The organism is Providencia sp., assembly GCF_040396775.1.
Taxonomy (GTDB): Bacteria; Pseudomonadota; Gammaproteobacteria; order Enterobacterales; family Enterobacteriaceae; genus Providencia.
In genome coordinates this window covers 44,983-69,662 of sequence record NZ_JBEBNT010000003.1, presented here as the reverse complement: position 1 = coordinate 69,662, position 24,680 = coordinate 44,983, and the positions used below count along the sequence as shown (strand labels likewise).

Sequence of the window (24,680 nt, the reverse complement as noted above, 5' to 3'; positions counted from 1 at the left end):
TATGGCGCTTACTAAAGCAGAAATGTCAGAAAATGTGTTTGAAAAATTGGGTGTTAGCAAACGTGATGCTAAAGAACTGGTCGAGACTTTCTTTGAAGAAGTTCGCCTTTCTTTAGAAAACGGTGAGCAAGTAAAATTATCTGGATTCGGTAACTTTGATTTACGTGATAAAAATCAACGTCCCGGACGTAACCCAAAAACTGGGGAAGATATTCCAATTACTGCACGACGTGTTGTTACTTTCCGCCCGGGCCAAAAATTAAAAAGCCGCGTGGAAAAAGCAACGCCAAAAGAGTAATCATATCAATTCAATTTGGTATAGAAAAAGACCGCCTAGGCGGGCATTGCCAGTCCCAGAACATCGGGGCTGGCAATATTTTTCAATAGGTTACAAATGTTGTGATAAGTTAGTTCGCACCATTACACCCCATACCGGTGGATGGAATGTGGATGCCTCCCCTCAAAGGGTTGCATGAAATGGCCTCATTTAAATAGTCAGGGGCAAAGTGTGCATATGTCATTGTTTGCTGAATACTCGCATGACCCATTATTTTTTGAAGAGTGAGAATATTGCCACCGTTCATCATAAAGTGAGCTGCAAAAGAATGTCGTAAAACATGCACGGCCTGACCATGCGGCAAGTCTGGTTTGACTTCTTTGAGTATTGATCTGTACGTGACGTAATCAACATCGAAAAGCAATCCAGAATCCTTTACTTTTACAGTTTTCATTACATCATCAGAAATGGGAACAGTTCTATGTCTACCATTTTTAGTTTTCATAAATGTAACTCGTCCATGCAATAAGTTTTCAGCCTTTAAACTAATGGCTTCCCCCCATCTTGCCCCTGTACTTAGACATAAAATAGTTATGCGTAAGTAATCATCGGTCATGACATTAAGTAATTTTTCAATATCACTTTTTGTCAAATAGGCCATTTCTGGTTTTTCTTCTTTCAACTTACCAAGAGACTTAATCGGGTTATTTTTAGAGCACTCGCCAATTTCGGCCAATGAAGTAAAAATGCTCATTAGCAAATTAAACTCTCTATTGATAGTTGATGCTTTCACGCCACTTTGTAATCTATCAGAGCAGTACCTAGCTAATAACTTAGGTGTGATCTGGTATACAGCCGGGTTACCCATGTCCCTAGTTATTCTTGTTAAAATAGCATTGTATTTTTTTGAATACTTTAGGTTGCGACCAATAAAATTCCACCAAATATCACATATATCTTTTAATGATCTGTAGTCTCTTGATTCACTGTTCCATTCTTCACTATTGGCCGTTAACATGACGCTTCTTTCATAAGCAATCGCATCGGCTTTCTTTTTAAATATCCGCTGAACTCTCTTTCCTGATCTGCCCTGCGGTCTGATATCCACTTTGTAACGTCCACCTTCAAGCGCCTTAATAGTCATTGTTGCGCCCTCCGGTTAAACGAGGTAATTCTAAATTGTTAACAAAAATATAATGTTGATAAACATTTATCCAATTTTTGCTAGTAAAAACGACTAGATTATTTTCATAAGCCCATTGTGTGCGATAGCCGGTGATATTTGACCAGCTGCAGGAATAATTTTTCCTGTAGTAAGCCAAAGGCTATATTTTATCAACCGTTGGTGTTTCAAAATTCTTTCAACAAAAAACCAGTTAATATCTTTAGGTACGCTAATACACAATTTTTCAACACACAAAATTTCATTGAGTTTCTCATTAAGAGTCATGCTTGTTTTCCTCATCAGATTGATAATTGTTGGGGTTATAAAGTGCTGGTGCAAACTGCCCTGATTCAGGTGCAGTATTTCCAGTGAAAAACCAAAGGACGTATTTTATAAATCGCGGATGATTAATAATGCTAGTCAAGATATCTCCATTTGGGATTGTTTTACCTGATTCATATCTCCATAAAGCATCCCTATTTAAACCAAGCATCTTCGCTGTTTCAGGCAAGCTAGTTAGCCTTTCACTTTCTCTAATTAGTTTTAATTTCTCACCAATAGATATCTTCATTAATTTAGATCCTTATTTATTCGTAGAGCTTTGGGTTATAAAATACAGGTGCAATTTGACCTGATTCAGGTGCAGTTTTGCCTGTGGTGAACCAAAGCGCATACTTTTCAAATTGTGGAATGCTTAATAATCGAATAATAAATTCAGCATTAGGTATGCTTTTTCCTTCTTCATATCTCCAAAGGGCATCGTTACCAATCCCTAGCATTTTTGCCACCTCTGGCCGGCTGTTAAGTCTTTCGCTTTCACGCATTAATTTTATTTTTTCTCCAATCGATATCATGATGCGGTCTTGTCTTTATTTTGTTCATAATTTTTAGGGTCATATAGCGCTGGAGCTATTTGACCAGATTCAGGGGCAGTTTTACCTGTCACAAACCACAGAGCATATTTTTCAAATCTTGGGTGATTTAAAATTTTCATTATCATATCTGCTTTTGGCACAGCTTCGCCGGTCTCATATCTCCATAATGCATTGTTTGGTATACCTATTAAGTCTGCCGCTTCTTTTCTATTTGATAGTCTTTCGCTTTCCCTCATTAGCAAAATTTTTTCACCAATAGTTAATTCCATTGCATTCTCCGAAAAATGATAGTAATTTAGTAAAACAAAATCACGTCAGGGGTATTTTGTTGCAGAAATACCCCAAAGGAGAGAGATTATCACATGAACGAGAAATTGTTAGATTTGTTGTTTAAGATCCCTGATCCAATCACGGTTTCGGAATTTTCCCGCCGCACTGGCAAGTCAGAAAGTAGTGTAAGAAAACTGACTGATCGCCGCCGCCTACCTATACGCACTGAGCGCCAAGTACATGGAGAGGGTTTTAGCGAAATGCGATTGTTCATCATGTGGAATGAATGGCTTGAAATGGTTTATGAAGCAACTGGCCAAATCCCAACAACAGAACGGATGGGATGGAAAGCTAACTGGTTTAAGCGTGTTAACAAATTGGTTAGCGACTTAGGCGCAGTGCCAGAAGAATTAAAAACTGTTAACGAAGTGATGAAAGAAAACAATTAGTTATTTAATACAACCTTTAGACGGGTAAGAAAAAATGAAAACAATTCAATCAATGCAATTCAAACATATCTTAAATGGTGATTCAGTGAAAAATTACCGTCCCAATTCTATTCAAGACCTAACCCCACAACAGCGATTAGAAAAGCTAGAAAAGAAATTTAACACTGTTGTTTATTTCGCGCTGGCTTTGCTTGTTGCGCTATTTATCACCTTGTTCAGTAAGTAATAAAGAGGCGGTATGACTACCGAAACCACGCATTCAGAAATGAGAGTTATCAAGCGTGATGAGCATCGGGAACCACACTACAACCGCGCGATAACTTACTCATTGGATGAGAAAATAAATCAATTAAATATGTGTTCGAAACTGAGAGGTGAATTATTTAAAGACAAAGAAAAAGTAAACGGCAAAGAAATGAATCAGGGGTTAATTGAATTCATCAAAGAACTGAATAGTGCGCCAAACAACCGGGAAAGAAAAAATAAAAGAGTGATCGGCCTAATATATGTATTGGCTGGAATTGAAAAAAATAAACACTCATTAAATTACAACCAGTTAAGTAATGATGAACAAGTGAGATTAGTTGAAGCAATTAACCAACTAAAAGCCATAGGCTCAATATTACCAACTGACTTAGCAATTAAATAAATTACCACAAAAAACAAATGACCTTAATCGGTCAGGGTTTCTTACATTCTAAATATGAGGTTTTGATAATGAGAAATATAGAGAAGAAAAAAATAATGATCGGTATTGACCTTGCAGACGCTTACACCGTTGACCAAACCGCAATCATAAATATTAACCGTTCCCGAGAGGATGAGAGGAAAGTTTTATATAGCCGATTTTCTGACCGTCTCGCCACCATTAGCAATAAAGCACTAAGAGAAAAGATGACCGCCGATGAAATCATTCAGTTGCTTTCTGGTGAGTCAGAGCACTTTTCTAACTTAGCGGCGGAATTAAATCATGTCTAAAGAAATCGACCTCGCCAGCGAGCAAGAGGAACTACTACGTGAAAACCAAATCAAGGCCATCACGAACCGCCCTCGCGGTGTTTCTGCTTTCTTTTGTACCGATTGTGGTCGCCCCATCCCTGAGAATCGTCGTGTTGCATATCCCGGATGCTCAACCTGTATTGACTGCCAAACAATTTCGGAAATTAAAACAAGACATTATCGGAGTGTGTAGAAATGACGAAAGCTTTTTACAACGAAATAGATCCATATGCCGAGCAATGGTTGAGGTGAAAAATGGCCAATAAAACAATACTCAAATGGGCTGGCTCTAAAGTTCGAATTATGAACCAATTACGCCCCCACTTACCTAAAACCAAACGCTTAGTTGAGCCGTTCGCAGGCTCATGCGCTGTGATGATGAATACTGATTATGAACAGTATTTGGTTGCTGATGTTAATCATGATTTGATTAATTTATACCACATAGCACAAGCGCTACCGGCACCATTTATCCCGAATGCGGAGTATTATTTTCAAACATTTAATCAAGGGAAAAGTTATTACGACATAAGAAGTAAATTTAATACAACCAAAAAACACATGACATCAGAAGGAATAGCAGTCAACTTTTTGTATTTAAATAGACACTGTTATAACGGACTTTGCAGATATAGCGAAAAAACAGGGTTTAATGTTCCTTTTGGTAATTACAAAAAACCGTATTTTCCAAAGGAAGAGATAATTGCTTTTGCTGTTAAGTCTCAGGATGCATACATCGCTTGCCTTGAATGGCAAGATACACTTTCGCTAGTTGATTACAGTGATGGTATTTATTGTGATCCACCTTATATGGGAGATAACTTTACTCGTTATAGTTCAAGCGATTTTACTGATTCAGACAATGAAGCCCTAGCTTTTGCATTAAAAGATATTAACGATATGCAAGGCAATCCAATCACGGTTTCAAACTCACTTGAAGCAAAAGAGCTTTATGCTGATTTGGGTTTTACTATTCATGAAATCGAAGCCCCTCGCACTATATCTGCAAAAGGTAACCGTAAACCGGCTAAAGAAATTATTGCAGTGCTAAACGGTGGCGCTCAATGAGTGAAACCATAATCAATTATGATGAAAGAACAAGCCAGCTTAAACAAGAGCTGGCGATTGATTATGGTTACCCGTCCGGTGATTGGTGGGAAATTTCTGGCGATGGTAGCCCAGAGCCTATATTTTCTTATAACAAGCCGGCGCATGATTATATTTCGCGCCTGCTTAACACTGATACATACGATAGCCAATTACAAAACCCCGCCCTTAAAAGCTACATTGAGCGAAATATAGCGGAAGCCAAAAAAGAGCAAGAACGGCTTGATCACGGCTGGACAAAATCACCGGAAGAAATAGAGGAGCGTTTAAATAAAGAGCCTCATTTCATCAAAACCTTTTATCAAAAAAAAATCGCATGGTTTAAAAAGAACCGGTCACCAAAAAAAAGTAATGCTTTCTTAACAGGAACAGTTAAGAAAGCGTTGCTACGTCTGAATAAAGTCAGAGAACAACAATCAGTTAGACCCTATAAATTACTATCTGCATACTATCGCGGCGTTTGGCCGCATTTATCAGCAATGAGCCGGCCTAGAGTTAAATCGTTAGCTAATGAAATAGCGTCAAGGGTTGAGCTCTTACTTACCGAACAATTAGATGAACACGGCGGCAAAGACAATATTGATAAGGCTGGCATGATTGCAGTCTATCGTGAGATTGCTTCTGAAGTGTTTTCATTAAAGGTTTTCCCGCCGGGTTGGAATGTATTATCACCAAAGCCGGGGAAAGTAGCTGATGATTACGATCTAACGCCGGCATATGCAGCATTAAATCGCACTATGAATCCTGAATGGTGGGAGCGCCAATTGTGGCGCTTGCGTTCTGATTGGCGAGAAGCGTTACTACGTGCAAGTAACCAAGTTCACAAAAAAGCCCATCCCTATATAAGCGCCGAAGCCTTTCAAGAATGGAAAGAACAAAAGCGTAAAAATAGCGATTTTTTCAAATCTCATGAATTGATTGATGAAGATGGCAATACCGCATCACTTGAAGATATGGTGTTATCCAGTATCAGCAATCCAACAATACGCCGACACGAATTAATGACCCGTATGCAAGGCGTTGAATATGTTGCTCAACATAATGGAGATGTTGGCGTTTTTTATACGATCACTTGCCCGTCAAAGTACCATTGCACCACTTACGGTGGACGGATGAACTATAAATGGAATCACGATACCCCACCAATTGCACAAAAATATTTGACTGGCTTATGGGCGAAAATCGGTGCAAAACTGCATCGTGAAAATTTACGCGTTTACGGGTTCCGCGTTGCTGAACCGCATCATGACGGTACACCTCACTGGCATTTATTATTATTTATGCACCCAAGTGATCGTCGTGAAGTCACAAGAATTATTCACGCCTATGCTATTAAAGAAGATAGACACGAGCTTTCGAAATTTCACCGTGAGCGCTTCAACTTCAAAAAGATTGATCCGGACAAAGGTAGCGCAACCGCCTATATAGCCAAATACATTTCTAAGAATATAGATGGGTACGCCTTACGGGATAAAGACGGAAACCCATTGTTAGATGACGAATCAGGCAAGCCAATGACTGAGACGGCCAAGTTTGCCACCGCGTGGGCGGCACGTTATCGCATCAGACAATACCAACCTATTGGCCAGCCATCTGTTACGGTCTGGCGCGAGCTGAGAAAGTTAAATAATCAGTTGATATCTATATTGACTGAGAATAAGCAGTACAACCCCGCAAAACCACTGAATCTGGAAAAACTAGTTGACAACCCACAACTTGACGCCATTCTCTCCGCAGCTGATGCCGGTTGTTGGGCGAGTTATACCTTGTTCATGGGCGGTGTTCTGATCCCTCGTGGTGACTATGCCGTCAAGCTGGACTATGAAGAAAAGGACGAGCCGAACATTTACGGTGAAATCGTCGAGCGTGTCATTGGGATTTTAGTACCGCAGTTAGGGGAGAATGGCCGCATCTGCACACGTCCGAAAACGTGGAAAATTCAAACTAAATCCAACGATAAACCAGAAGAAACCCAGACTAAAAAATCAACACCTAAAGTCACAGACAGCGATTCTTTGGTTTTTCTTGGCGGCTTTGCCGCCCCTTGGAGTTCTGTCAATAACTCTACGGTAGCTGAAATTTTAGCCAAAAAAACCGTAGGAATTGACAGAGCATTAACCCTTTCCACATTCAATTTCGCCATCGAAAAAGAAAGCCTGCCAACTGATGGCGATAACGCTAAGAAGAAAGGTAAGAAACTGAATAAAAAAGAACAGCCAGCCGAGTTAGTTAGCCTAGTTGTGTCTAATTTTCACCAAATCGGTGTGTTTATTAATCGGAATGAAGCGGAAGAAATGCTTTCAGGGAACGATATTCAATTAAATGGCGATATTTATCGGTTACTGGTTAATGGCCATAGGCTAAATGGCAAGAATAAGCGTTTGTCCTTTGCCAAAGAACGCCATAAGAGTGAGAAAATCTATAAACAGCCAACAAACAAAATGTATACACAGCTGCTTGAACAACTAACGCCGATTGTTAATTCACTGGGTCTTAATGTACCGACTGAAAATTTAATTAATTCACTATTACTAAATAAGAAAATTGTTCTCAGTGACGCCTTAATTATTTGGGATGGCGAAAAAATCTCATATAGGCAAGTTATTATCGATAAGAAAATATCAAAGGAAACAAAAAATGAAGATTATCAAGAAAAATGCGCGTCATTACTGGCGCGAGTTGAGAGGTTAAGGAGAAAACATGACTGATTATTTAATTATTTGGGGAATTGGTATATTAATTTTTTCACTATTGGCTATCTGGCGTTACAAAGAAAAACCAGACGATAGATTATCTTATATTGCTACAGCATTGGCATTAATATTTTGGCCATTATCGATTGTATCTGTGTGTTATATGTCAATCCTTTTGTGGATTGATGAGAAATCAATTACAAAAAAGGAAAGTCTATGAGCTATTTTAGAATAGAGGTCACTAATAATTTATTAATTGAATTAGCTTGTAAAATGCAAAGCGATTTAAACGAATGGCAGAAACGCTGGAGTTATAACCAATTCCATAAAAATAGAGTACTAGACAAGGCTAGGCAAATAGGTGCTGATTGGTATTTCACTCTAGAAGCCTTAAATGATGCTTGCTTAACGGGTAGAAATAAAATTTTTATTAGTGATGAAAATCTTATTGAACAAGATATTGCCTATACGTTTGAACATGCAGGTATTACATGTTCATTAGAAAAGGCTATTAAACAGTTTTATAAAGATAAAAGAATTGTAATAACGCTTAGTAACGGCGCTAATATTTATTTTATTTCAAGTAAATCTTTTGGTTTTGCAGCAATATGCGGGGATGTTTATGCCCCGGAATGGTCATGGGATGATAAACCTATTTATCTTTTGAATATCGTTGCAGGGATAACAACACATTACAAATGGAGACGAACGTTTTATTCAACGCGTTCTATAAATGACGAGGCTACAAAACAAGGCGTTGATCAGTTCGATGTACAAAGCCAGATGAGTCAAGAATATACCTATCATGAGCGGATAACTGAGCTACAAACCGGTTTGCCTATTGAGGCTGTACGTAAAGGATTTATAAAAGCGAGTGAGAAACTAAAACCTGAAATATTTGCTGAAATGTATCTTTGTCAATTTCCATGCAAATGGTGATATATGAATATTGAAGATATCCCGCATATCGGCGAAATATGGGCTGGTATAGGAATGATAGTTTTTATTTTATTAACATTGTTATCTCGTTTTGCTAAACAAGAGGATAAATTAGAGTATAGCGATGTTGTTATAGCATCTATATTCTGGCCGATCTTTATTACCATGGTTATTATCAGATGGTTTGTTTTATATAGTGAGTATCTTTACAACAAAATAACAAGAAATGAGGACTGATAGAATAAAAAGCCCCGCAGGTAAGATTTGCGGGGCTTTGTAATTTACAACTTTAGACGGGGTAATTTTACCTTTAATGCTGCAAAAATTCCAATGCCATTTGCTTTTCTTTTGGGGTTAACCGTTCCAGTAAGGCTTTTACTATTCCGCTATCAGTTAAACCACTAGGGCTTAATGAGTGAGAATAAACCGCGTTAAAAACAAACGTGTGACCGCATTCAACTTCTGTGCAAGCACAATATAAATCTGCTACTTTCCTATCTTTCCATTCAGTTTTTCGAATAATTGCCGCCGCTTGGCAGACAGGACAATTGATTTTGAAAACGCGCATAAATAGTAACTCCGCAGAAGTCCGACACTTGTCACTATTTTAGCGCTTTTCCTGTATATTTTCACACTATTTGCATTAAATTAGCCTTTATCTTCGGTTAATGAGCTAAATATCAGGTGTAATTTCTCCGGTATTTCGGGATCTTCTTTAATAATCTTCGCAATTTTACGTTGAACGGGGATAACTTCATCTTTTCGATAGGTTTCGCGCGCGGTTTCGGGGTTAGGCATGGCCACGCCATCGGCAAATATACCCGCAAGACCAGGAGGGAATCGGTGAGCATTTAGCACATCTTTCGCGGTGATGCTTTTGATATTATTAAATTCATCTTTTGCGCCGATATCACTAATGTTGATAATTTTAACGCCTTCCGGGTCACCTTTTGGAATATTAATAAATAAATTACTAAAGTTACCAATATCCCCGTCTTGTTCGACTTTCTTTTTAATTTCAGCTTCAACCTCAGCGCTAATATTGGGGTCAGTGGTGTAAAGAATAAAACCAGTAGTCCCACCACGGTAATAAAACTTACGTCGAAAAATGGTGCCTTCCGTATTTAACAAAGCGGAATGAATACCGCCGATATAGTCTGGTAAACCATAGATTTGTTGTTGCGGATCATATTGGCGCAAGAAAACAATATCTTCGGGCTCATAAACAAGAGGCTCGCCTTTTTGTAATAAAATAAACTCCCCGGTTTTGCGCCGGCGCATATACAAAGAGGGAATAGGCTCTAGGTCTATCACCTCGCCAAAATAATTTCGCACTTTCACGATGGCTACATCACCAAATAATAAAAAATCAAAGATAGCCGATTCTAATTGTTCAGTGGTTAGGCCACCCGATTGATAATCAGCAGCAATCATGTTTTTACGTGCATACAAAATCCCGCCATGTTGGCCATTCATATTTGGCAGCTCGGCCAGCGCTAAACGTTCAATAGGTAATTGCCACCAATTCGCGCGATCATTATAGGTGACTTGCTGATATTCCGTGCCTGTAGTCAATATGGGTTGAGGTTTTCCAAATGAAATAACACTTTTACCCGGTATTTGCGGCATATCAGCACTAAAGGTTTTTTGTGTTTTCTGTTTCTTTAATTTACGTTGTTTGCTCATTATGCGGCTTTTCCAAATGTCCAAGAAGATGGGCGGGTGTAATCGTGATCGATGGGTTCATTAATAATCGCGTGCGATATCGCAAAAAATACATCAGCGTGGCCAGTGGCTTCCGAACGCTCGGCAACAAACGTCATTGCGTTACCGCTGCGCGTTACAGTGCGGCGAATGGCCATAAAACTTGGTGTGATTTCAGCGCGTTCTTTACTAACTTCGTCAATCGCATCTTTTGGCCACTCAATACGCTTTTGTTCGATCACATCTATCATTTTCAAAACCAATCGGTTTTTACTTTCGACGCTATATAGAATCGGAGCAGCTTCACGCGGAGCGAATTTTTCAACCAAATCGTAAACCCCTTTCCCGATACCGGTCACATCAATGCCAATATAGGTTAAGTTGAACCGGCGCATGAGGTCTTTAATTTGGTTGGCTTGATAAGTAAAGTTAAGCCCTTGCCAGCAGTAGACGGCTAATACACGGAAGCGTTCACCGTCAAAAATTGGCGGTGCAACAATCACAAAGGTTGAGTTATCGCCGGTTCGTGCAGGGTCAAAACCGCCCCAAACTTCACGATTACCAAATGGGCGCACTGCATCTGGGAAATAATCCTCCCAGAATGCAGATTCAACCTCGCATTTTTCTAATTCGGTTAATTTGAATACGGCATCTTTACTGTCAACAAACATACACATATAGAGCATGTTAAAGGCAGTTTCACTGTATTTATTGCGCAGTTTGTCAATGCTGACATATTTTCCAAGACCGCCGGCAATGGCATCTTCCATGGTAATGACATAGCGCCACTTTCCATCGGGGCATTCTCTGCCGCCGTCCCTTAATTCCTTGTCATTAGGAAATTTAATGGCTTTACGTTTCGGATCGTCACCTTTCCATTCATCACCCGACCAAACCGGAAACGCTTGATGCGTCTTAGCTGATGGCGTTGAAAAATAGGTGGTTCGAAAACGGTCATGCGTGGCCATTGCGGAAGCGACTTCGTGAAATTTTTGGAATTTGGGTATCCAAAAAACTTCATCCCCGTACAGGTGGCCATTAAAACCCTGTGCGGTACTGGCATTCGTCGATAAGAAACGTAATAAGGCACTATTACTTAAGCGCATTGGGTTGCCGGTCAGTGTCACGTTAAAGAACTGACGAGCTATTTCAACAATATAGAATCGGAATATTTCGGACTGGTTACGGGATGCAGAAAAGAAAACCTGATTTGCGCCAGTTAATACGGCATCTTCGAACGCTTCCCATGCGAAATAATATGTCATACCGGCTTGACGGCATTTTAAAATAAAACGGAAATCTTGATCTTTGTTCGCCCGGCAATGTTTTTGATATTTAAATAGATGCTCTTGTGCGACTTCTTCAAACATTTCAGCGGTAATACCAGAAATATCATTTTTCTTATATTGTCGCTTACCTTCGCTTTCTGGTTCATTAAATCTGGATTCGCCAGCGAAAGTGGATGCGGATGCCCTCGCTTGAATCTCTGCCATTTTTTCAGCGTGTTTATTCTTTTGCGCCATCAATTTGACGTGCTGAGAAACAAGGCTTTGCATTTCTTCAAGTTCTAGCGGGCTTTTCTTATCGCGCTTGCTCAGAATATCAATCCGCCGGGAAATTGCAGTTTCAACCGATTGCATAGGCAACATTTCAGCCCACTGATATTTATCAGACCAATGATAAATCGTTCTAGGCGGAATATTTAATTCGGTAGCAATTTCTTTCGCTTGCCAGCCCTTTATATAAAGTGTTCTGGCCGCGTCTTTTATTTCTTCACTGTATCGCGACATAATTTCATTCTTTTTCTTTCTATTGAATATGAACTACCGATATATTCACACTATTTGTCGCGAAAATTATAAATATTGCTTGGATATATTCGGATAATGCGCTTATCCGAATTATTCAAAATACCAATGAATGCGGCTTATGAAAAAGCCGTGAATAATAGCCCCATCTTTTATAAAAATGTAAAACGGGTTCCTATTCATGGCGCAAGTAATATCAGATTGGTTATGTGTTTGTGCATCAGGCAAAGCCATTGACGGCCGCACAATCGAAAAGTCGTGGTTAGAAGATAGTGCTAAAAACTATAACAGTGAAAAATACACTGCCATGATTTGGCCATATCACGATGAAACCCCATACCGCCAATTCACGCCAAACCTTGGCACCGTTGACTCATTGAAATATGCAGAAGAGGACGGGGTCGGAAAACTTTACGCCCGTTTAGTGCCTAATGAATTTTTAATTGAAACCAATCGACAAGAACAAAAAATGTTCACGTCTGCCGAGTTTTGGCCAAATTTTGCCGAAACAGGCGAAATCTATTTTTCGGGCATTGTTGTGACGGATATTCCCGCCAGTTTATACACCGATAAATTGAAATTTAGCGCCAATAGTCCCAATGATCCCGTCCGTGGTGAGCCCCTCACGTTCACATTAGGAAAAACGCAACCTTATAAAACAGATAAACCCTCGTTTATTCAAAAGCTGTTTGGCTTTACGTCAAATCAATCAAATGAACAGGCTGAACAGCCTAAATCCAAAGAGAACGACACCATGACAGAAGAATTGAAAGCGTTACTTGAAAAGTTACTGGAAAAACTGAGCACCATTGAAGATAAAGCGGATGGCACTACGGCAGAAACCACGCAAGAAGCGGCCGACGATATCGCCGATGCAGCGGAAGAAATTGCCGATGCAGCCGCCGAAGTTAAAGAGATTGCGGAAGAAATTGCAGAAAATCCAGAAGATGAAGTGTTAAAAGAAGAATTTACAGCCGCTAAAGCTCACCTTGAAAAACTCACTATGCGATTCACCGGTGAAGAACCAAAACGCCGTGGCCGCCGTGGTCGCCGTCAATTTACCGCTCGTCGTAGTCGTCGTGAAAAATCACCTGCTAAAAAAGAAGGTGGTACTGACGTGGTACAACTGACCGCTGAAGTGAAAGGCGTGTTAGAAAAATTTACTGCATTAGCTGAGCGTAAAACACCAAAACCAAATGGTTCAGGTGCGCCGGGCGGCGAAAAAGAAACCACGGTCGCTTAATTATTAAGCTGAGTTAATTCAAATTAATACAGGAATTTAAAATATGTTAAATCAGCAAACGCGCGTTCTATTGACAAAATACGCGCAACTGCTTGCAAAAGGTTCTAATGCAAGCAATGGCCGTGAAATGTTTTCATTGCTTCCACCGCATGAAAATGTGCTTCGTGACCAAATTATGCATTCTGATGAGTTTTTGATGCTCATTACGATGTTGATGGTGCAACAAGTGAAAGGCCAAGTGGTCAGCACTGGTAACCCGCAATTGTTCACGGGGCGTGTTAAAGATGGTCGTTTTAATCGCCAAATGGGCGTTGATGGGAACCAATATGAACTGGTCGAAACGGATTCAGGTTCATACATTCCGTATAACACATTAACCACGTGGGGAAATGCGGGTTCTGACAACGAATTTTTTGAACGTATCCAAAATTTTAGTAATCGTTCATTTGCCTTAGACCAATTACGCGTTGGTTTTAATGGTGAAAAAGCGGCTGCCGGTAATACCGACCCCGAAGCTAACCCAATGGGTCAAGATGTTAATAAGGGCTGGCACGCTATTGTTAAAGAGCGAACACCAAACCAAATCATCACTGATATTCCTATCTTTGACCGAGTTTCAGCCAATGCGGATGCAAACTCATTAGATGCGTTGGCCGCAGATTTAATCCACAACACGATCCGTGAAGAATTCCGTAACCACCCTGATTTAGTGGTGCTAGTCGGCAGCGATTTGCTCGCGGCGGATGTGGTGAGCATGTTAAATCGTGTTGATCGCCCAACTGAAAAAGTGGCCGCACAGCTCATTAACCGTGAGATTGCAGGAAAAAAAGCCTATACACCGCCATTCTTCCCAGCTGACCGTTTAACCGTCACAACAACGGCTAACTTGCACCTCTATACCCAATCGGGAACAACTTACCGCCGCGCCGATTGGAGTGATGATCGCAAGCGTTTTGAAAATAACTATCTGCGAATGGAAGGTTACGCGGTTGAGTATGACGAGTTATATGCGTCTTATGAAAAAATTCAAATCGGTGATAACACCGAGGGCGAAGTGAAAGAAGTCGAAGGCGAAGGCCAAGGGGAATAATTATTATGTTGACGTTCGGCCAGCGTTTTAAGCGAAAGCAAGAAGCTAAAGCCGCTTTACGTGCGGGGGAACCCCTCGCGCCAAGCCCTGAGAGCTTGCATATTCAACGGCATGAACTTCAAGCCGATATCGAATATACAGCCGCTTTACCTACCCGGGCTGACCGAACGGATCATAAACGTGATGTTTTATTACCAAAATGGCTACCCCTTGTAGAACGGTATTTGGACGCTGAAAAAGTACACCAAAACCCCATTTTTGCAAATTGCATTATTTGGTTATTTGATGTCGGGGATTTTGATAAAGCGTTGGATTATGCCGATATTGCCATTAGCCAAGGCCAGCAAACCCCAGACAGACTAAAACGCGAATTCAGTGCCTTTGTGGCTGATACGATCATGGAATGGGCGGAAACCCAAAACGCATTAGGCCACAGCGTCGAGCCCTATTTCAGCCGAACATTCAAAAACATGCGTGAAAACTGGCGCTTGCATGAAGAAATCAACGCGAAATGGTTTAAGTTCGCCGGTTTATTACTACTGAATGACCACAACGGTAAACCATTACCAAGCGCCATTGAAGATGTGGAAACACTGCAAAATGCTGATGAATTACTGGCACAGGCGGAGAAGTTCAACCCACTAGTTGGGGTGAAAACGATGCGCAATAAAATTGCTATGCGCATTAATAAATTAACGTCTGAGTCATAACAACTGCCGCACGGCCATGCGGTCACGATGGAGGGTGAAAACCATGTGTTTTCTCGCCGCGGAAATCGTTGCACCGCATGTCTATTTAAGGGTTAACACATGAAAGCGCCAGACTTGGGTTTTAGCGGTAAACAAATGGAGTATCCAGATATTCCCATCACCAATGGGGAAACGTTCTGGCCAGATTTAAACGTGGGCGAATTTAAGCGCTCTCGCTTATTACCGCCAAGTATCCCCGATGAAACGTTAGGTCATGCGTTACTGGCCACGATGGCAGAGCTTAATCAAGTGTTAGCCACGGTTGCAGAACATTGGAGAGCGAGAAGTATCACAACCGCAAATGATGTTCCGGGCGGGAAAATGGGCAATGAAAGCCAATTAACCGCGCAATATAAAAAAGCGGTTTACGCTCGGGCAAAAGCGGATTTGATCGGTGAATTTGCCATCGTTGGCCGCCGTGATAGTCACCCAACACAAGGCAGCGATGAAACACCACAGCGACTATTGGCCGAAGCCTCAAACGTCATCCGCAATATGCTGAATTTGCCACGTGTGGGAGTTTATAGCCTATGAATCAATTAGAAAAGTTAGTGCAGTTTCTTAATGAAAATGTCCCCGAGTGGGTAATGCAAAAAACTAACCTCTATATGGATGATGGGAAACTGTCGCGCGACTCAAAAGCATTAGGCTTAGACCAACGCCGCTTTGGCATTTTCAAATATACCGCAATCTTGGATTGGGATTCATTCCCTTACAAAGAATATCCGCCGGCAAATATCTACGCCATGATTTTAGGCTGGCTAGATGAGCACGGAAACGAATTGCGGGATGAGCTTAATTTAGCCGATCCCGATGTAGATATAAATTTTGATGAAGAATACACCTCACCCATGGTGATAAGTATTGAACTTGCCGAAAGCATTAACGGTGTGCCAGATGAAAATGGCGACATTCTTTATCGTGGGCAACGCTGGAAGCTTGATAACCCTGAAACGTATACCGCCATTTTTGGGACGCTACATTCCATCGATAAATCGGGCGCACCCTTATGAAAATAACCGGTGGCTTGCGTAATGACCAACGAAAAGAGCTAGTAAAAGCCCTCGACCAGTTGGAAATGCCCGCAAAAAAACGCCAGCGTTTATTGTGGCGTATAGCGAAATTGGGCGTTATTGCTGCCGCAAAGCGTAACCAGCGTAACCAAACCGATCCAGAAGGTAACGCGTGGCCAAAGAGAAAACGCGGTAAAAAGAAAATGTTATCTGGGCTCGTCAAGGTGCTGCATATCCGTGAAATGCCCGAAATTGCCGCCGTCCGTATTTATTTAAAAGGTGGAAAGTACCACAGCGGCGGAAAACCGATATCAGCCGGTTTAATTGGTGCCGTTCACCAAGAAGGCGCATCAATTACGGTGAATGGTGGCCAGATTAAGAATGAACAAAAAGACAGTAACAATAAAAACGATGGCGGCACAGTGCCAAGCGCAACTAAGAGCCAAGCCAAAAGATTAAAACGACTCGGTTATAAACGTTGGAACGGTCGCCGGTATGTTTCCGTACCAGTAAAAGTGATTGAAGCCACGATGACTTATAACCAAGCCGGCTTATTAATTCGCAAATTACGCGGAAAGCCGGCTAAAAAAACATGGCATGTCGAAATTCCTTCCCGCGTCTTTTTGGGTATGAGTGACGATGATTTTAATAAAGTATTAGCGCGACAACTCCAAGGCATTAATTTTGGCTGGAATGTAAAAGCGCAGGATATTAAAGGAAAACAATAATGACTTGGCCAACTGTCACTATCAACCAGCTAAACCAACGCCAAGGGCGAATTAATGAAATTGAGCGCACCGTCTTATTCGTCGGTACGGGCACTGAAAGCACATTAATCGCGGTCAACTCGCAGTCGGATTTATCCGTCGAACTCGTTAAAGCGGGTAAAACATTACGTGATCACGTCATTGCTGCACAGCGAAACGGCGGCCAAAACTGGCAAGCCTACGTGGTTGTTATGCCCGAAAATAGCACCTCGGAAGATTACCAAAATGCCATCATTGACGCCCAAGACATTATTTCTGTTGAGGGATGCGTGGTACTCACTGAGTTTAAAGAAGTCTCTGCCGCAAGAACAGAAATCAATCAATTTGCAGCACTACGCGAAACGCTGATTAGTCGGTTTGGCCGTTGGGTGTGGTTTGTCCTCTCTATTGCTAGCCCGAAAGCGTTAGAAGAACCGGCTACGTGGGAAAAATACCTCGCGTTTGTCGCATCCGTTGAAAAAGACATTGCCGCACCCGCTATTTCACTTGTTCCATCCCTTTGGGGTAATGATGCAGGTGCATTAGCTGGCCGCTTATGTCGCCGTGATGTCACGATTGCTGATAGCCCTGCACGTGTAAAAACGGGCGCATTAATCAGCTTAGGCGCGGACTCTGCCGATTTACCAACTGATGCTAACGGCATCGATATCGACTTGGCCACACTCCGCGCGATGCATGATTTACGTCTGAGCGTACCAATGTGGTATCCCGACTATGAGGGGCTTTACTGGTCAGATGGCAACACATTAGAAGTCAAAGGCGGTGATTATCCCGTTATTGAGTATCTGCGCATTGCTGACAAAGCGGCACGGAAAATCCGTATCCGTGCGATTGCCAAGATTGCCGATCGCAGCATGAACAGCACGCCGGCCAGTATTGCATCGCATCAAATGTATTTTAGCGCCCCATTACGTGAAATGAGTCGTAGCACACAAATTCAGGGGATCACTTTCCCCGGTGAAATTGAACCACCGAAAGAAGATGCGATTTCTATTCACTGGAAAAGTAAAGAATCGGTTGAGGTGTTCATGGTTGTGAAACCTTACGGTTCACCGAAAGAAATTACTGTCGGCATTATTCTCGACGCAACATTAGAGGGCTAAACAATGGCTTCAAGAATTGGCGGTCAAGCCTTTGATATCACTTTAGGCACTGAAACTATTCATGTTGAATCAGTCACTTGTGACATTACCGACGATACAGCCACCGCATTTACACGCGGTATGCCAGACGGCTTTGTGAATGGCAAAGCCAGCGCAGAGGGTGAATTCGAGTTTGATATTCAGAATTTTAAAAAAATTACGGCATCCGCACGTTCGGCCGGGTCTTACCGAAAGATCCCCCTGACCGATATTTTATTTTATGCCAATACCGGAGATGAGGAATTAAAAGTCGAAGTCTTTGGCGTGAAACTCATTGTTACATCGCCATTGTCAGGATTGAACCCCGAGGGCGGCGAAAAAACCAAACAAAAAGTGAAATTTTTAGTCACCAGCCCTGAGTTTATCCGTATCGATGGTGTCCCTATTTTGTCAGAAGATGACGTACGCGGATTAATCGGCTAAGGGGATGAAATGCCGGAAAAAGATACGGGTTTTTGGCTGTCATTGTTTCTCTGGGCGAAAATAAACCTACCCTTTGCATTAGGGGGCTTCATGGCAGGAATAACCGGAACCATTAGAGAAAAGCGGGACGGTAGCGGTTGGCTCCGTTCCCTAAGTGAAGGTTTTATGTGCGGCTGTTTTGCTGTCGCAATCATCAGCTTATTTGAAGTCATGGGCGTGAATGAGAAATGGGCGCAGTTACTAGGGTGTGCCATTGGATTTATGGGCACTAAAAAAATATCAACGTGGATTGAAGAAATATTTAATTACTTTAAATTCCGTTTTTTTGGAAAGAAATTATGAAATTAAGTGAAAAACAAGCCTTATTTACCGTCATGATCGCTCAACTCATTTACTGGGCGGATGAGCATGGTTATCGACTGACTTTTGGTGAGGCTTATCGCACGCCAGAACAGGCCGCAATCAATGCTAAAAATGGCAAAGGTATTAAAAACAGCTTACATACAGAGCGATTAGCCGTTGATTTTAATCTATTTATTAACGGGGAATATCGACCTGATACACCAAGTTATAAGCCATTAGGTGAATTTTGGGAGTCTATTGGTGGTACTTGGGGCGGGCGCTTTAACGATGGCAATCATTTTTCACTTGAACACAACGGCGTGAAATGATGAAAACAATCCCCTTAATAGCGGTATTGGCTACTGTATTGATTGCAATTGCCAGTTTCGGCGCGGGTTGGCAATCAGCTAACTGGCAGCGTGACAGTGTCGAGTTAGTCATACAGCAAGCCGCAAAAGCGGCGGGGGATAAAGCCACACAACAAACGTTAAAGGTGTCGAGTGAATCATCGGAAAAACTTGAACAGCAATTGGAGGACATACGCAATGCACCGCCAAAAGAAATTCGAACTGAAATTGTTAAGCCGATATTTACTAATGTCTGCCTTAGCCCTGAGTTTGTCAGCATGTACAACGACACCGCAGAACGGATTGAACGTACCTTATCAGGCAAACCTATTAAATAAATGCCCTGAAAAGCTACCGCGCTTAAATGGCCAAACAGGTAAAGATGCTGGCCAAGTATTAACCGAATACCCAGAAATTTACGGCGATTGTGCCGCACGACATAACCAACTAGTGACCGAAATTAAACAAAGAGGAAATGCGCAATGAGCGAAAAAGCAACTAACACAATCGTTTTAACGGTTCTAGGCGTTGAACTGAAATTTGAACCGACATTAGTCGCCTATAACAAAGCGCTGAATGAATCTGCTCGTACTGAAAATATGGTGGGAGCATTGACTACCTACTTAGAGCGCATTGTGGCACCGGAAAGCCGCGAAAAATTAAAAACATTACTGAAAACGCCGGGGCTTCCTGTCGCATTGGCCAGAAAAGTCAATGAAAAATATGCGCCAGAGTTGGAGATTGAAATAAAGGAATAGCCGCCCTAGCCGACGGCATTCGTGAAAATACGCTAGAACAATGGATGGCTTTACGCCGCCATCTATTGCCTAACGAGCCAGACGACAAAATGAGCTTAGCGCGTGCCATGTGGCTAGCTGAATACATTTATCAGCGTGATACAAACAGTACGCACCAAGGGATTGTAAACGCATTCAATGGTAGTTAAACATGAAAGAACTTTCGTTTTTACTTGGACTCAAAAATAATTTAAGCGCCCCGCTAGGTCAGGCGCAAAAGTCCGTTCAACAATTTGCGAAAAGTTCACAAGATGCGTTTGCAAAAGTCGGCGTGGGTGTTGCGGGGCTCTGGGGCGTTGTAACCGGCGTAAAAAGTCTTTTAAATCCGGCTCACCAAGTACAGCAAGCACTGGATGAGTTATCAACACGTAATGTTAGCACGCAAACATTAGATAAAGTTTACCAAGAAGCGCAAGCCTTTAGCACGGCATTCGGCAAATCTGCCGCCGATTTCATCAGTTCGGCCACTATAATTCGCTCTGAAATTGGCGGTATTACCGATGTTGAACTCCCACGCTACACAAAAGCCATCAACACACTCGCCACCGCCAGTAAAACCAGTGCGCAAGATGCCGCAAATTACATGTCTGAAATGGCCAATAACTTTCAATCAACCGCAAAAAAAATGGGAAATATTCCATTTGCGGAAATGATGGCCAGCAAATCGGCATACATGGTGCAGAACTTTGGTGCGGGCTTAGCTGAAATGCAAGAACTGGTTAAGTCGAGTAAAAATACCGGCACGCAATTTGGCATCAGCATGGATGAACAGTTTTCAGTGATGGGCATGTTAAACATGACAAAAGGCACTGAGGGCGGCGGCATTTACGATGCATTTCTCAAAAGCGCGGTAGAAGGTGGCCAGAAATTAGGCGTCAGCTTGACGGACGCAAAAGGCCAAATGCTGGCGTTTCCCGATATTCTCGACAAGTTACAGAATAAGTTTGGTAAAACCATTGAGGGAAATATTAAGGTACAAAATGCCTTAAATTCCGCTTTTGGTGATGGGGCTCAAGCCCTAACGGCTGCATGGGGACAGGCTGACAAATTACGGCAGCATATTCACCAGTTAGGTAATACCCAAAGTTTAGACAGGTCAACTGAAATGGCCATGAAAATGACGGATATGTGGTCACGGCTCGGCGCTGTTTGGGAACGAATGCGCGTCTCGTTAGGGATGCGTTTATTACCGGCAATTTCCCCATTGGTGAATAAAGTTGTGGAAATTGGCACTAAATTCGCTAAGTGGATGGATATGTTTCCCAATATCACTCGCTGGCTAGGGTATATCACATTAGGCGTGCTTGCTTTTGGTGCGGCTGGTGCCGTCACAAATATTGTACTCGGCGTCTCTCGTTTTTTATGGATGGGATTATTGCCGTTGTGGAAAGTGGGTACAGGCGTATTAGCGCTATTAACCGGCCGCATGAATATTTTATCAAAAGCTGGTGTGGCCATGAATAATGTTTTCAAGTGGCTACGTGTCGGTTTTGGGTTTGTCAGAGCTGGGGCGATGGCTGCCGCCGGTGGCTTCGCTGCCATTACGTGGCCAGTGTTGGCCATTATCGCCGTGGTTGCTGCGCTCGTTGTGGCGGTTGTGAAATTCTGGCAGCCAATTAAAGCCTTTATTACCGGCTTTATTGAGGGCTTTTCAGATGCTTTTGACGCCTTAGCGCCAATATCACCCGCATTTAGTCTAATTGGTGATGCCATATCTTATGTATGGCAAGGCGTAAAAAACCTCTTTGGCTGGTTTTCTGACTTATTAACGCCCATTGAATATACCCAATCTGAATTAGCCGGTGCCACTGATGCAGGTCGTACATTTGGCCAAGCGGTAGCCGGTGCAATTCGATTGATGATGTTACCAATTGATTTAGTGACCCAAGGCATTAGCAAATTATGGGGGCTTCTATCTGAAGCCATCGAAAATGTGAAAGCCGGTTGGAATGACTTAAACGCATGGTTCGGTAATTTTTCATTCTCGGATGCGTTTGTAAAAATTGGCGATGACATTATGGCCGTGTTTGAGGGCGTCTGGAGCTGGATTAAAGAATCCTTTGCAGGCATTTATAACACGATTGCATCTGGATTAAACAATATCCCCGGCATCAGCTTAGATTTGATCCCCGCCCCCGGAAGCGAATCACAATTACCCGCTGCACCGGGTGCCGGTATTGGGGCTGTCATTGGTGCTGGAATTGGAAAACAAATTTCAAGTCAAAGTGCATCAGGCGCACCAACGAAAAAAACCGATATTGCGACCGTGAATATTTACCCACAAAACCAAGAAACCTTTAACAGTTTACTGGAATCAAGGGAGCTTGACGCGGGATGAGTACAGAGCCGATGTACATTGATTTAAAAATTACAGATGGCGATTTTACGCTAGACCCCGGCAATGAGCCTATTTTGTGCCAAAACCGCGTCAGTATTTCACAAGATATCGTCCATCGAATTATTGAGAACGGTTTAGTGAAAGAATTAATCGCTGAGCGGAGCCCGGTATTACGCCGCGATATTTTGTTACGCATGGAATTATTGACCGAAGAAGATGTAAGGCTCGTTCCCGGCACCATTGTGATCAGTGAACAACGTTCGGGGCAATACCTTGTTGAAGCAGATACATACGATTTTGGCCGGATTGAAGGAACATTTTCATGAATCAAAAACCGACACCCGATTACGAAAAAATTCTTTCTGATAGCGGTATGCCGACCACTGAAAAAGAAATTCGTACTGAATTTAATCGAATTGTTGATGAAGAAGGCTACGCCACAAACACGTCTAGCATGTCGCCGTTCTGGCGGGTCATGAATATTTTGATAGAAAAACCGGTAATGTGGCTCAAAGACGCATTGGTCAATGTGGTACTGAAAAATACGTTTTTGGTTACGGCTTCTGGTAAGTTCGTGGATTTATTCGCGTGGGCGGTTAATTTGGAGCGTAAAGGCGCACAACCGGTCAACGGTATTATTACATTCACAAAAACGGATATTAACCGAGCCGTGATCATCCCTGCCGGTACGGTTGTTCAAACTGAGCGCTTAAACGGGGAAATTTACCGGCTTAAAACACAACAAGAAATCACCATTAACGCCGGAATAGCAAAACTCGATATTCCAGTTATTGGTGAATCTTCAGGGAACAGTTACAACTTAGCACCGGGCTATTATCGTATTTTGGCTAATGATATCAATGGGATTGCAAGCGTTGTTAACAATGAAGGCTGGATACTCTCCCCAGGAGCAGACGAAGAAAGCGACGATGAATTGCGTGCTCGAGTACGTAATCAATTTAACTTACCGAGCCAATATCATATTGATGCTGTTTACCGCAGCTTAATCGCTAAAATCGTTGGTTTATCAACTGATCGCATTTTCTTTTTACATGATGCCCCGCGCGGAGCGGGAACGGCCAACGTGTATTTATTACTGGATGCGGGAACGCCGGCACAAGAATTTATTGATGCTGTGAATGATTACGTCATGCTTCAAGGCAATCATGGCCACGGTGATGATGTGTTGTGCTTACCATTACCTGAAACCAAGCACGATTTGAAAGCTGATTTAATTTTTTATGCCAGTGCGCACCTAAATACAGAAAACAAAGCACAAATGATGCGTGAAATTGAAAACATGATCCGTTGTGCTTTTCGGGAAAATACGGCTTATGACATACAAAAAACATGGCCACATAGTTTGTTTTCGATGTCAGTGCTCACGCAAGAAATTCACAATCAATTTCCAAAATTAGAATCCATCAAGTTTTCATTGGGTGACATTAAAAGCGATCTATCCGTACCGCGCCTTAAATCACTGGTTATCAGCGAGGTGAAATGATGGATAAATTACCGAAATTCACATTACCGGTTTGGATGGATAAAGGCGAAGTAAAAAAACTCCGTGATGCAACACACCGATTTTGGACGGGTGTTTATTCTTGGCTATTGTGGCCATTAAAACAAATAGACCCGCTAACGTGTGATGAGCGTTTATTAGATGCCATTGCATGGCAACGAGACGTAACACGATTTACTGATGAGCCGTTAGAACTCTATCGAAAACGAGTTAATTATGCCTTTGTTAATGCTAAAGACGCTGGCAGCGTTGCTGGGTTTGTTGAAATATTTAAACGTCTTGGTATCGGATATATAGAAATCAACGAGCGTCAGCCAGAGATTGATTGGGATGTCATTATCCTCAGAGTGACCGATGAGCAATTAGCAAATAATCATAATTTGTTGATGAATATCATCCGTCAATATGGGCGAACTTGTCGCCGTTATCAATATGAGGTTTTACAAAAACTCACGCTCAATATGCGAGTTGGCCACATTAGCGGGGAATATATTTGTTATGCCGCCACAATGCCAAATGACCCATTTTTTATGTATGTCGGACAAATTGAAAGTGATTCAGTCTGCCATAGCGCCACGCTACAAACCGGCTCACAAACTTACAGCGCGTCTTTAATGTAGG

The 24,680-nt window shown here is 42.0% G+C and carries 37 protein-coding genes; 29 read left to right on the top strand and 8 right to left on the bottom strand.

All coding sequences use genetic code 11. The features are described 5' to 3' along the window. Position 1 precedes the first annotated feature (1 nt). On the top strand, positions 2 to 298 hold the full coding sequence (ihfA, locus tag ABWP91_RS04805; RefSeq protein ID WP_206084012.1) for an integration host factor subunit alpha: 297 nt from the start codon (positions 2 to 4) through the stop codon (positions 296 to 298). A 109-nt stretch (positions 299 to 407) separates the two neighbouring features. Here the strand turns inward: ihfA and ABWP91_RS04800 are convergent, their stop codons facing one another. The 5 genes from ABWP91_RS04800 to ABWP91_RS04780 form a co-directional block, all read right to left on the bottom strand. Then, entirely contained in the window at positions 408 to 1,421 is a 1,014-nt protein-coding gene (locus ABWP91_RS04800; RefSeq protein WP_353242288.1) for a phage integrase, read from the bottom strand. 93 nt (positions 1,422 to 1,514) lie between these two features. Continuing rightward, complete coding sequence (locus tag ABWP91_RS04795; protein WP_353242287.1) at positions 1,515 to 1,727, bottom strand: hypothetical protein; 213 nt, start codon at positions 1,725 to 1,727, stop codon at positions 1,515 to 1,517. Next, the gene (locus ABWP91_RS04790; RefSeq protein ID WP_353242286.1) at positions 1,717 to 2,013 is read right to left on the bottom strand and encodes a helix-turn-helix domain-containing protein; all 297 of its coding nucleotides are present in this window, start codon (positions 2,011 to 2,013) and stop codon (positions 1,717 to 1,719) included. The genes ABWP91_RS04795 and ABWP91_RS04790 overlap by 11 nt, the downstream gene beginning before the upstream one ends. A 16-nt stretch (positions 2,014 to 2,029) precedes the next feature. Then, positions 2,030 to 2,296, bottom strand: a complete 267-nt coding sequence (locus tag ABWP91_RS04785; RefSeq protein ID WP_353242285.1) for a helix-turn-helix domain-containing protein — start codon at positions 2,294 to 2,296, stop codon at positions 2,030 to 2,032. After that, positions 2,293 to 2,586, bottom strand: coding sequence for a helix-turn-helix domain-containing protein (locus ABWP91_RS04780; protein WP_353242284.1), 294 nt, complete (start codon positions 2,584 to 2,586; stop codon positions 2,293 to 2,295). Before ABWP91_RS04780 ends, ABWP91_RS04785 begins: the two co-directional genes overlap by 4 nt. A 93-nt stretch (positions 2,587 to 2,679) precedes the next feature. On the opposite strand from ABWP91_RS04780, the gene ABWP91_RS04775 reads away from it, so the two are divergent. The 10 genes from ABWP91_RS04775 (at position 2,680) to ABWP91_RS04730 (ending at position 9,011) form a co-directional block, all read left to right on the top strand. Further along, entirely contained in the window at positions 2,680 to 3,036 is a 357-nt protein-coding gene (locus tag ABWP91_RS04775) for a Cox family DNA-binding protein (RefSeq protein WP_353242283.1), read from the top strand. 34 nt (positions 3,037 to 3,070) lie between these two features. Continuing rightward, positions 3,071 to 3,262 carry a hypothetical protein gene (locus ABWP91_RS04770; RefSeq protein WP_353242282.1) on the top strand — a complete coding sequence of 64 codons (192 nt, stop codon included), beginning with the start codon at positions 3,071 to 3,073 and terminating at the stop codon, positions 3,260 to 3,262. Positions 3,263 to 3,274: 12 nt separating this feature from the next. Further along, positions 3,275 to 3,685: a DUF5347 family protein gene (locus ABWP91_RS04765; RefSeq protein WP_353242281.1), complete on the top strand. Its 411-nt coding sequence runs from the start codon at positions 3,275 to 3,277 to the stop codon at positions 3,683 to 3,685. A 68-nt stretch (positions 3,686 to 3,753) separates the two neighbouring features. After that, a complete protein-coding gene (locus ABWP91_RS04760; RefSeq protein ID WP_353242280.1) occupies positions 3,754 to 4,014 on the top strand; it encodes a DUF2732 family protein in 261 nt (86 codons plus the stop codon). After that, a complete protein-coding gene (locus ABWP91_RS04755) occupies positions 4,007 to 4,228 on the top strand; it encodes a TraR/DksA family transcriptional regulator (RefSeq protein ID WP_353242279.1) in 222 nt (73 codons plus the stop codon). The genes ABWP91_RS04760 and ABWP91_RS04755 overlap by 8 nt, the downstream gene beginning before the upstream one ends. Before the next feature lie 62 nt (positions 4,229 to 4,290). After that, positions 4,291 to 5,103 (top strand): DNA adenine methylase, encoded by an 813-nt coding sequence (locus ABWP91_RS04750; RefSeq protein ID WP_353242278.1) that lies wholly within the window; start codon positions 4,291 to 4,293, stop codon positions 5,101 to 5,103. Beyond that, positions 5,100 to 7,850, top strand: coding sequence for a replication endonuclease (locus tag ABWP91_RS04745; protein ID WP_353242277.1), 2,751 nt, complete (start codon positions 5,100 to 5,102; stop codon positions 7,848 to 7,850). Before ABWP91_RS04750 ends, ABWP91_RS04745 begins: the two co-directional genes overlap by 4 nt. After that, positions 7,843 to 8,055, top strand: coding sequence for a hypothetical protein (locus tag ABWP91_RS04740; protein ID WP_353242276.1), 213 nt, complete (start codon positions 7,843 to 7,845; stop codon positions 8,053 to 8,055). The genes ABWP91_RS04745 and ABWP91_RS04740 overlap by 8 nt, the downstream gene beginning before the upstream one ends. Continuing rightward, entirely contained in the window at positions 8,052 to 8,774 is a 723-nt protein-coding gene (locus ABWP91_RS04735) for a terminase large subunit domain-containing protein (RefSeq protein ID WP_353242275.1), read from the top strand. The genes ABWP91_RS04740 and ABWP91_RS04735 overlap by 4 nt, the downstream gene beginning before the upstream one ends. A gap of 3 nt (positions 8,775 to 8,777) precedes the next feature. Then, positions 8,778 to 9,011, top strand: coding sequence for a hypothetical protein (locus ABWP91_RS04730; RefSeq protein ID WP_353242274.1), 234 nt, complete (start codon positions 8,778 to 8,780; stop codon positions 9,009 to 9,011). Positions 9,012 to 9,084: 73 nt separating this feature from the next. Here the strand turns inward: ABWP91_RS04730 and ABWP91_RS04725 are convergent, their stop codons facing one another. From ABWP91_RS04725 to ABWP91_RS04715, 3 genes are all read right to left on the bottom strand, one after another. Beyond that, positions 9,085 to 9,342 carry an Ogr/Delta-like zinc finger protein gene (locus ABWP91_RS04725; protein ID WP_264634983.1) on the bottom strand — a complete coding sequence of 86 codons (258 nt, stop codon included), beginning with the start codon at positions 9,340 to 9,342 and terminating at the stop codon, positions 9,085 to 9,087. Between the two features lie 80 nt (positions 9,343 to 9,422). Next, a complete protein-coding gene (locus ABWP91_RS04720) occupies positions 9,423 to 10,460 on the bottom strand; it encodes a phage portal protein (RefSeq protein ID WP_353242273.1) in 1,038 nt (345 codons plus the stop codon). Next, positions 10,460 to 12,298: a terminase large subunit domain-containing protein gene (locus ABWP91_RS04715; protein ID WP_349487348.1), complete on the bottom strand. Its 1,839-nt coding sequence runs from the start codon at positions 12,296 to 12,298 to the stop codon at positions 10,460 to 10,462. Before ABWP91_RS04715 ends, ABWP91_RS04720 begins: the two co-directional genes overlap by 1 nt. A gap of 169 nt (positions 12,299 to 12,467) precedes the next feature. Between ABWP91_RS04715 and ABWP91_RS04710 the strand changes: the two genes are divergently transcribed. From ABWP91_RS04710 to ABWP91_RS04625, 18 genes are all read left to right on the top strand, one after another. After that, the gene (locus ABWP91_RS04710) at positions 12,468 to 13,529 is read left to right on the top strand and encodes a GPO family capsid scaffolding protein (RefSeq protein ID WP_353242272.1); all 1,062 of its coding nucleotides are present in this window, start codon (positions 12,468 to 12,470) and stop codon (positions 13,527 to 13,529) included. 43 nt (positions 13,530 to 13,572) lie between these two features. Further along, a complete protein-coding gene (locus tag ABWP91_RS04705; RefSeq protein ID WP_353242271.1) occupies positions 13,573 to 14,619 on the top strand; it encodes a phage major capsid protein, P2 family in 1,047 nt (348 codons plus the stop codon). 2 nt (positions 14,620 to 14,621) lie between these two features. Further along, positions 14,622 to 15,329, top strand: coding sequence for a phage terminase small subunit (gene gpM / locus ABWP91_RS04700; protein ID WP_502935790.1), 708 nt, complete (start codon positions 14,622 to 14,624; stop codon positions 15,327 to 15,329). Positions 15,330 to 15,428: 99 nt separating this feature from the next. Beyond that, on the top strand, positions 15,429 to 15,902 hold the full coding sequence (locus ABWP91_RS04695) for a head completion/stabilization protein (protein ID WP_353242269.1): 474 nt from the start codon (positions 15,429 to 15,431) through the stop codon (positions 15,900 to 15,902). Then, positions 15,899 to 16,381 carry a phage tail protein gene (locus tag ABWP91_RS04690; RefSeq protein ID WP_353242268.1) on the top strand — a complete coding sequence of 161 codons (483 nt, stop codon included), beginning with the start codon at positions 15,899 to 15,901 and terminating at the stop codon, positions 16,379 to 16,381. Before ABWP91_RS04695 ends, ABWP91_RS04690 begins: the two co-directional genes overlap by 4 nt. Then, the gene (locus tag ABWP91_RS04685) at positions 16,378 to 17,109 is read left to right on the top strand and encodes a hypothetical protein (protein ID WP_353242267.1); all 732 of its coding nucleotides are present in this window, start codon (positions 16,378 to 16,380) and stop codon (positions 17,107 to 17,109) included. The genes ABWP91_RS04690 and ABWP91_RS04685 overlap by 4 nt, the downstream gene beginning before the upstream one ends. Further along, a complete protein-coding gene (locus ABWP91_RS04680) occupies positions 17,109 to 18,251 on the top strand; it encodes a DUF2586 domain-containing protein (protein ID WP_353242266.1) in 1,143 nt (380 codons plus the stop codon). Before ABWP91_RS04685 ends, ABWP91_RS04680 begins: the two co-directional genes overlap by 1 nt. Positions 18,252 to 18,254: 3 nt before the next feature. Continuing rightward, positions 18,255 to 18,713 (top strand): phage protein, encoded by a 459-nt coding sequence (locus ABWP91_RS04675; protein WP_353242265.1) that lies wholly within the window; start codon positions 18,255 to 18,257, stop codon positions 18,711 to 18,713. A gap of 9 nt (positions 18,714 to 18,722) precedes the next feature. Then, positions 18,723 to 19,055, top strand: a complete 333-nt coding sequence (locus tag ABWP91_RS04670) for a phage holin, lambda family (RefSeq protein WP_353242264.1) — start codon at positions 18,723 to 18,725, stop codon at positions 19,053 to 19,055. Beyond that, positions 19,052 to 19,384, top strand: a complete 333-nt coding sequence (locus tag ABWP91_RS04665) for a M15 family metallopeptidase (RefSeq protein ID WP_353242263.1) — start codon at positions 19,052 to 19,054, stop codon at positions 19,382 to 19,384. Before ABWP91_RS04670 ends, ABWP91_RS04665 begins: the two co-directional genes overlap by 4 nt. Further along, positions 19,381 to 19,740 (top strand): MIF4G domain-containing protein, encoded by a 360-nt coding sequence (locus ABWP91_RS04660; protein ID WP_353242262.1) that lies wholly within the window; start codon positions 19,381 to 19,383, stop codon positions 19,738 to 19,740. The genes ABWP91_RS04665 and ABWP91_RS04660 overlap by 4 nt, the downstream gene beginning before the upstream one ends. After that, the gene (locus ABWP91_RS04655) at positions 19,706 to 19,888 is read left to right on the top strand and encodes a hypothetical protein (RefSeq protein ID WP_432652575.1); all 183 of its coding nucleotides are present in this window, start codon (positions 19,706 to 19,708) and stop codon (positions 19,886 to 19,888) included. The genes ABWP91_RS04660 and ABWP91_RS04655 overlap by 35 nt, the downstream gene beginning before the upstream one ends. Beyond that, positions 19,885 to 20,160: a putative phage tail assembly chaperone gene (locus ABWP91_RS04650; protein ID WP_349487280.1), complete on the top strand. Its 276-nt coding sequence runs from the start codon at positions 19,885 to 19,887 to the stop codon at positions 20,158 to 20,160. Before ABWP91_RS04655 ends, ABWP91_RS04650 begins: the two co-directional genes overlap by 4 nt. Positions 20,161 to 20,204: 44 nt before the next feature. Next, on the top strand, positions 20,205 to 20,348 hold the full coding sequence (locus tag ABWP91_RS04645) for a DUF6890 family protein (RefSeq protein ID WP_349487279.1): 144 nt from the start codon (positions 20,205 to 20,207) through the stop codon (positions 20,346 to 20,348). Positions 20,349 to 20,350: 2 nt separating this feature from the next. Next, on the top strand, positions 20,351 to 22,537 hold the full coding sequence (locus tag ABWP91_RS04640; RefSeq protein WP_353242260.1) for a phage tail tape measure protein: 2,187 nt from the start codon (positions 20,351 to 20,353) through the stop codon (positions 22,535 to 22,537). Then, positions 22,534 to 22,863, top strand: a complete 330-nt coding sequence (locus tag ABWP91_RS04635) for a DUF2590 family protein (protein WP_349487277.1) — start codon at positions 22,534 to 22,536, stop codon at positions 22,861 to 22,863. Before ABWP91_RS04640 ends, ABWP91_RS04635 begins: the two co-directional genes overlap by 4 nt. Then, positions 22,860 to 24,041: a baseplate J/gp47 family protein gene (locus ABWP91_RS04630; RefSeq protein ID WP_353242259.1), complete on the top strand. Its 1,182-nt coding sequence runs from the start codon at positions 22,860 to 22,862 to the stop codon at positions 24,039 to 24,041. The genes ABWP91_RS04635 and ABWP91_RS04630 overlap by 4 nt, the downstream gene beginning before the upstream one ends. Then, on the top strand, positions 24,041 to 24,679 hold the full coding sequence (locus ABWP91_RS04625) for a phage tail protein (protein WP_353242258.1): 639 nt from the start codon (positions 24,041 to 24,043) through the stop codon (positions 24,677 to 24,679). Before ABWP91_RS04630 ends, ABWP91_RS04625 begins: the two co-directional genes overlap by 1 nt. The last annotated feature ends 1 nt before the right edge of the window (position 24,680 follow it).

What these genes read in the sequence shown, in the direction of transcription:
- ihfA (WP_206084012.1), top strand. Translation starts at nt 2, where the DNA reads ATGGCGCTTACTAAAGCAGAAATGTCAGAAAATGTGTTTGAAAAATTG.
- ABWP91_RS04800 (WP_353242288.1), bottom strand. Translation starts at nt 1,421, where the DNA reads ATGACTATTAAGGCGCTTGAAGGTGGACGTTACAAAGTGGATATCAGA.
- ABWP91_RS04795 (WP_353242287.1), bottom strand. Translation starts at nt 1,727, where the DNA reads ATGACTCTTAATGAGAAACTCAATGAAATTTTGTGTGTTGAAAAATTG.
- ABWP91_RS04790 (WP_353242286.1), bottom strand. Translation starts at nt 2,013, where the DNA reads ATGAAGATATCTATTGGTGAGAAATTAAAACTAATTAGAGAAAGTGAA.
- ABWP91_RS04785 (WP_353242285.1), bottom strand. Translation starts at nt 2,296, where the DNA reads ATGATATCGATTGGAGAAAAAATAAAATTAATGCGTGAAAGCGAAAGA.
- ABWP91_RS04780 (WP_353242284.1), bottom strand. Translation starts at nt 2,586, where the DNA reads ATGGAATTAACTATTGGTGAAAAAATTTTGCTAATGAGGGAAAGCGAA.
- ABWP91_RS04775 (WP_353242283.1), top strand. Translation starts at nt 2,680, where the DNA reads ATGAACGAGAAATTGTTAGATTTGTTGTTTAAGATCCCTGATCCAATC.
- ABWP91_RS04770 (WP_353242282.1), top strand. Translation starts at nt 3,071, where the DNA reads ATGAAAACAATTCAATCAATGCAATTCAAACATATCTTAAATGGTGAT.
- ABWP91_RS04765 (WP_353242281.1), top strand. Translation starts at nt 3,275, where the DNA reads ATGACTACCGAAACCACGCATTCAGAAATGAGAGTTATCAAGCGTGAT.
- ABWP91_RS04760 (WP_353242280.1), top strand. Translation starts at nt 3,754, where the DNA reads ATGAGAAATATAGAGAAGAAAAAAATAATGATCGGTATTGACCTTGCA.
- ABWP91_RS04755 (WP_353242279.1), top strand. Translation starts at nt 4,007, where the DNA reads ATGTCTAAAGAAATCGACCTCGCCAGCGAGCAAGAGGAACTACTACGT.
- ABWP91_RS04750 (WP_353242278.1), top strand. Translation starts at nt 4,291, where the DNA reads ATGGCCAATAAAACAATACTCAAATGGGCTGGCTCTAAAGTTCGAATT.
- ABWP91_RS04745 (WP_353242277.1), top strand. Translation starts at nt 5,100, where the DNA reads ATGAGTGAAACCATAATCAATTATGATGAAAGAACAAGCCAGCTTAAA.
- ABWP91_RS04740 (WP_353242276.1), top strand. Translation starts at nt 7,843, where the DNA reads ATGACTGATTATTTAATTATTTGGGGAATTGGTATATTAATTTTTTCA.
- ABWP91_RS04735 (WP_353242275.1), top strand. Translation starts at nt 8,052, where the DNA reads ATGAGCTATTTTAGAATAGAGGTCACTAATAATTTATTAATTGAATTA.
- ABWP91_RS04730 (WP_353242274.1), top strand. Translation starts at nt 8,778, where the DNA reads ATGAATATTGAAGATATCCCGCATATCGGCGAAATATGGGCTGGTATA.
- ABWP91_RS04725 (WP_264634983.1), bottom strand. Translation starts at nt 9,342, where the DNA reads ATGCGCGTTTTCAAAATCAATTGTCCTGTCTGCCAAGCGGCGGCAATT.
- ABWP91_RS04720 (WP_353242273.1), bottom strand. Translation starts at nt 10,460, where the DNA reads ATGAGCAAACAACGTAAATTAAAGAAACAGAAAACACAAAAAACCTTT.
- ABWP91_RS04710 (WP_353242272.1), top strand. Translation starts at nt 12,468, where the DNA reads ATGGCGCAAGTAATATCAGATTGGTTATGTGTTTGTGCATCAGGCAAA.
- ABWP91_RS04705 (WP_353242271.1), top strand. Translation starts at nt 13,573, where the DNA reads ATGTTAAATCAGCAAACGCGCGTTCTATTGACAAAATACGCGCAACTG.
- ABWP91_RS04695 (WP_353242269.1), top strand. Translation starts at nt 15,429, where the DNA reads ATGAAAGCGCCAGACTTGGGTTTTAGCGGTAAACAAATGGAGTATCCA.
- ABWP91_RS04690 (WP_353242268.1), top strand. Translation starts at nt 15,899, where the DNA reads ATGAATCAATTAGAAAAGTTAGTGCAGTTTCTTAATGAAAATGTCCCC.
- ABWP91_RS04685 (WP_353242267.1), top strand. Translation starts at nt 16,378, where the DNA reads ATGAAAATAACCGGTGGCTTGCGTAATGACCAACGAAAAGAGCTAGTA.
- ABWP91_RS04680 (WP_353242266.1), top strand. Translation starts at nt 17,109, where the DNA reads ATGACTTGGCCAACTGTCACTATCAACCAGCTAAACCAACGCCAAGGG.
- ABWP91_RS04675 (WP_353242265.1), top strand. Translation starts at nt 18,255, where the DNA reads ATGGCTTCAAGAATTGGCGGTCAAGCCTTTGATATCACTTTAGGCACT.
- ABWP91_RS04670 (WP_353242264.1), top strand. Translation starts at nt 18,723, where the DNA reads ATGCCGGAAAAAGATACGGGTTTTTGGCTGTCATTGTTTCTCTGGGCG.
- ABWP91_RS04665 (WP_353242263.1), top strand. Translation starts at nt 19,052, where the DNA reads ATGAAATTAAGTGAAAAACAAGCCTTATTTACCGTCATGATCGCTCAA.
- ABWP91_RS04660 (WP_353242262.1), top strand. Translation starts at nt 19,381, where the DNA reads ATGATGAAAACAATCCCCTTAATAGCGGTATTGGCTACTGTATTGATT.
- ABWP91_RS04650 (WP_349487280.1), top strand. Translation starts at nt 19,885, where the DNA reads ATGAGCGAAAAAGCAACTAACACAATCGTTTTAACGGTTCTAGGCGTT.
- ABWP91_RS04645 (WP_349487279.1), top strand. Translation starts at nt 20,205, where the DNA reads ATGGCTTTACGCCGCCATCTATTGCCTAACGAGCCAGACGACAAAATG.
- ABWP91_RS04640 (WP_353242260.1), top strand. Translation starts at nt 20,351, where the DNA reads ATGAAAGAACTTTCGTTTTTACTTGGACTCAAAAATAATTTAAGCGCC.
- ABWP91_RS04635 (WP_349487277.1), top strand. Translation starts at nt 22,534, where the DNA reads ATGAGTACAGAGCCGATGTACATTGATTTAAAAATTACAGATGGCGAT.
- ABWP91_RS04630 (WP_353242259.1), top strand. Translation starts at nt 22,860, where the DNA reads ATGAATCAAAAACCGACACCCGATTACGAAAAAATTCTTTCTGATAGC.
- ABWP91_RS04625 (WP_353242258.1), top strand. Translation starts at nt 24,041, where the DNA reads ATGGATAAATTACCGAAATTCACATTACCGGTTTGGATGGATAAAGGC.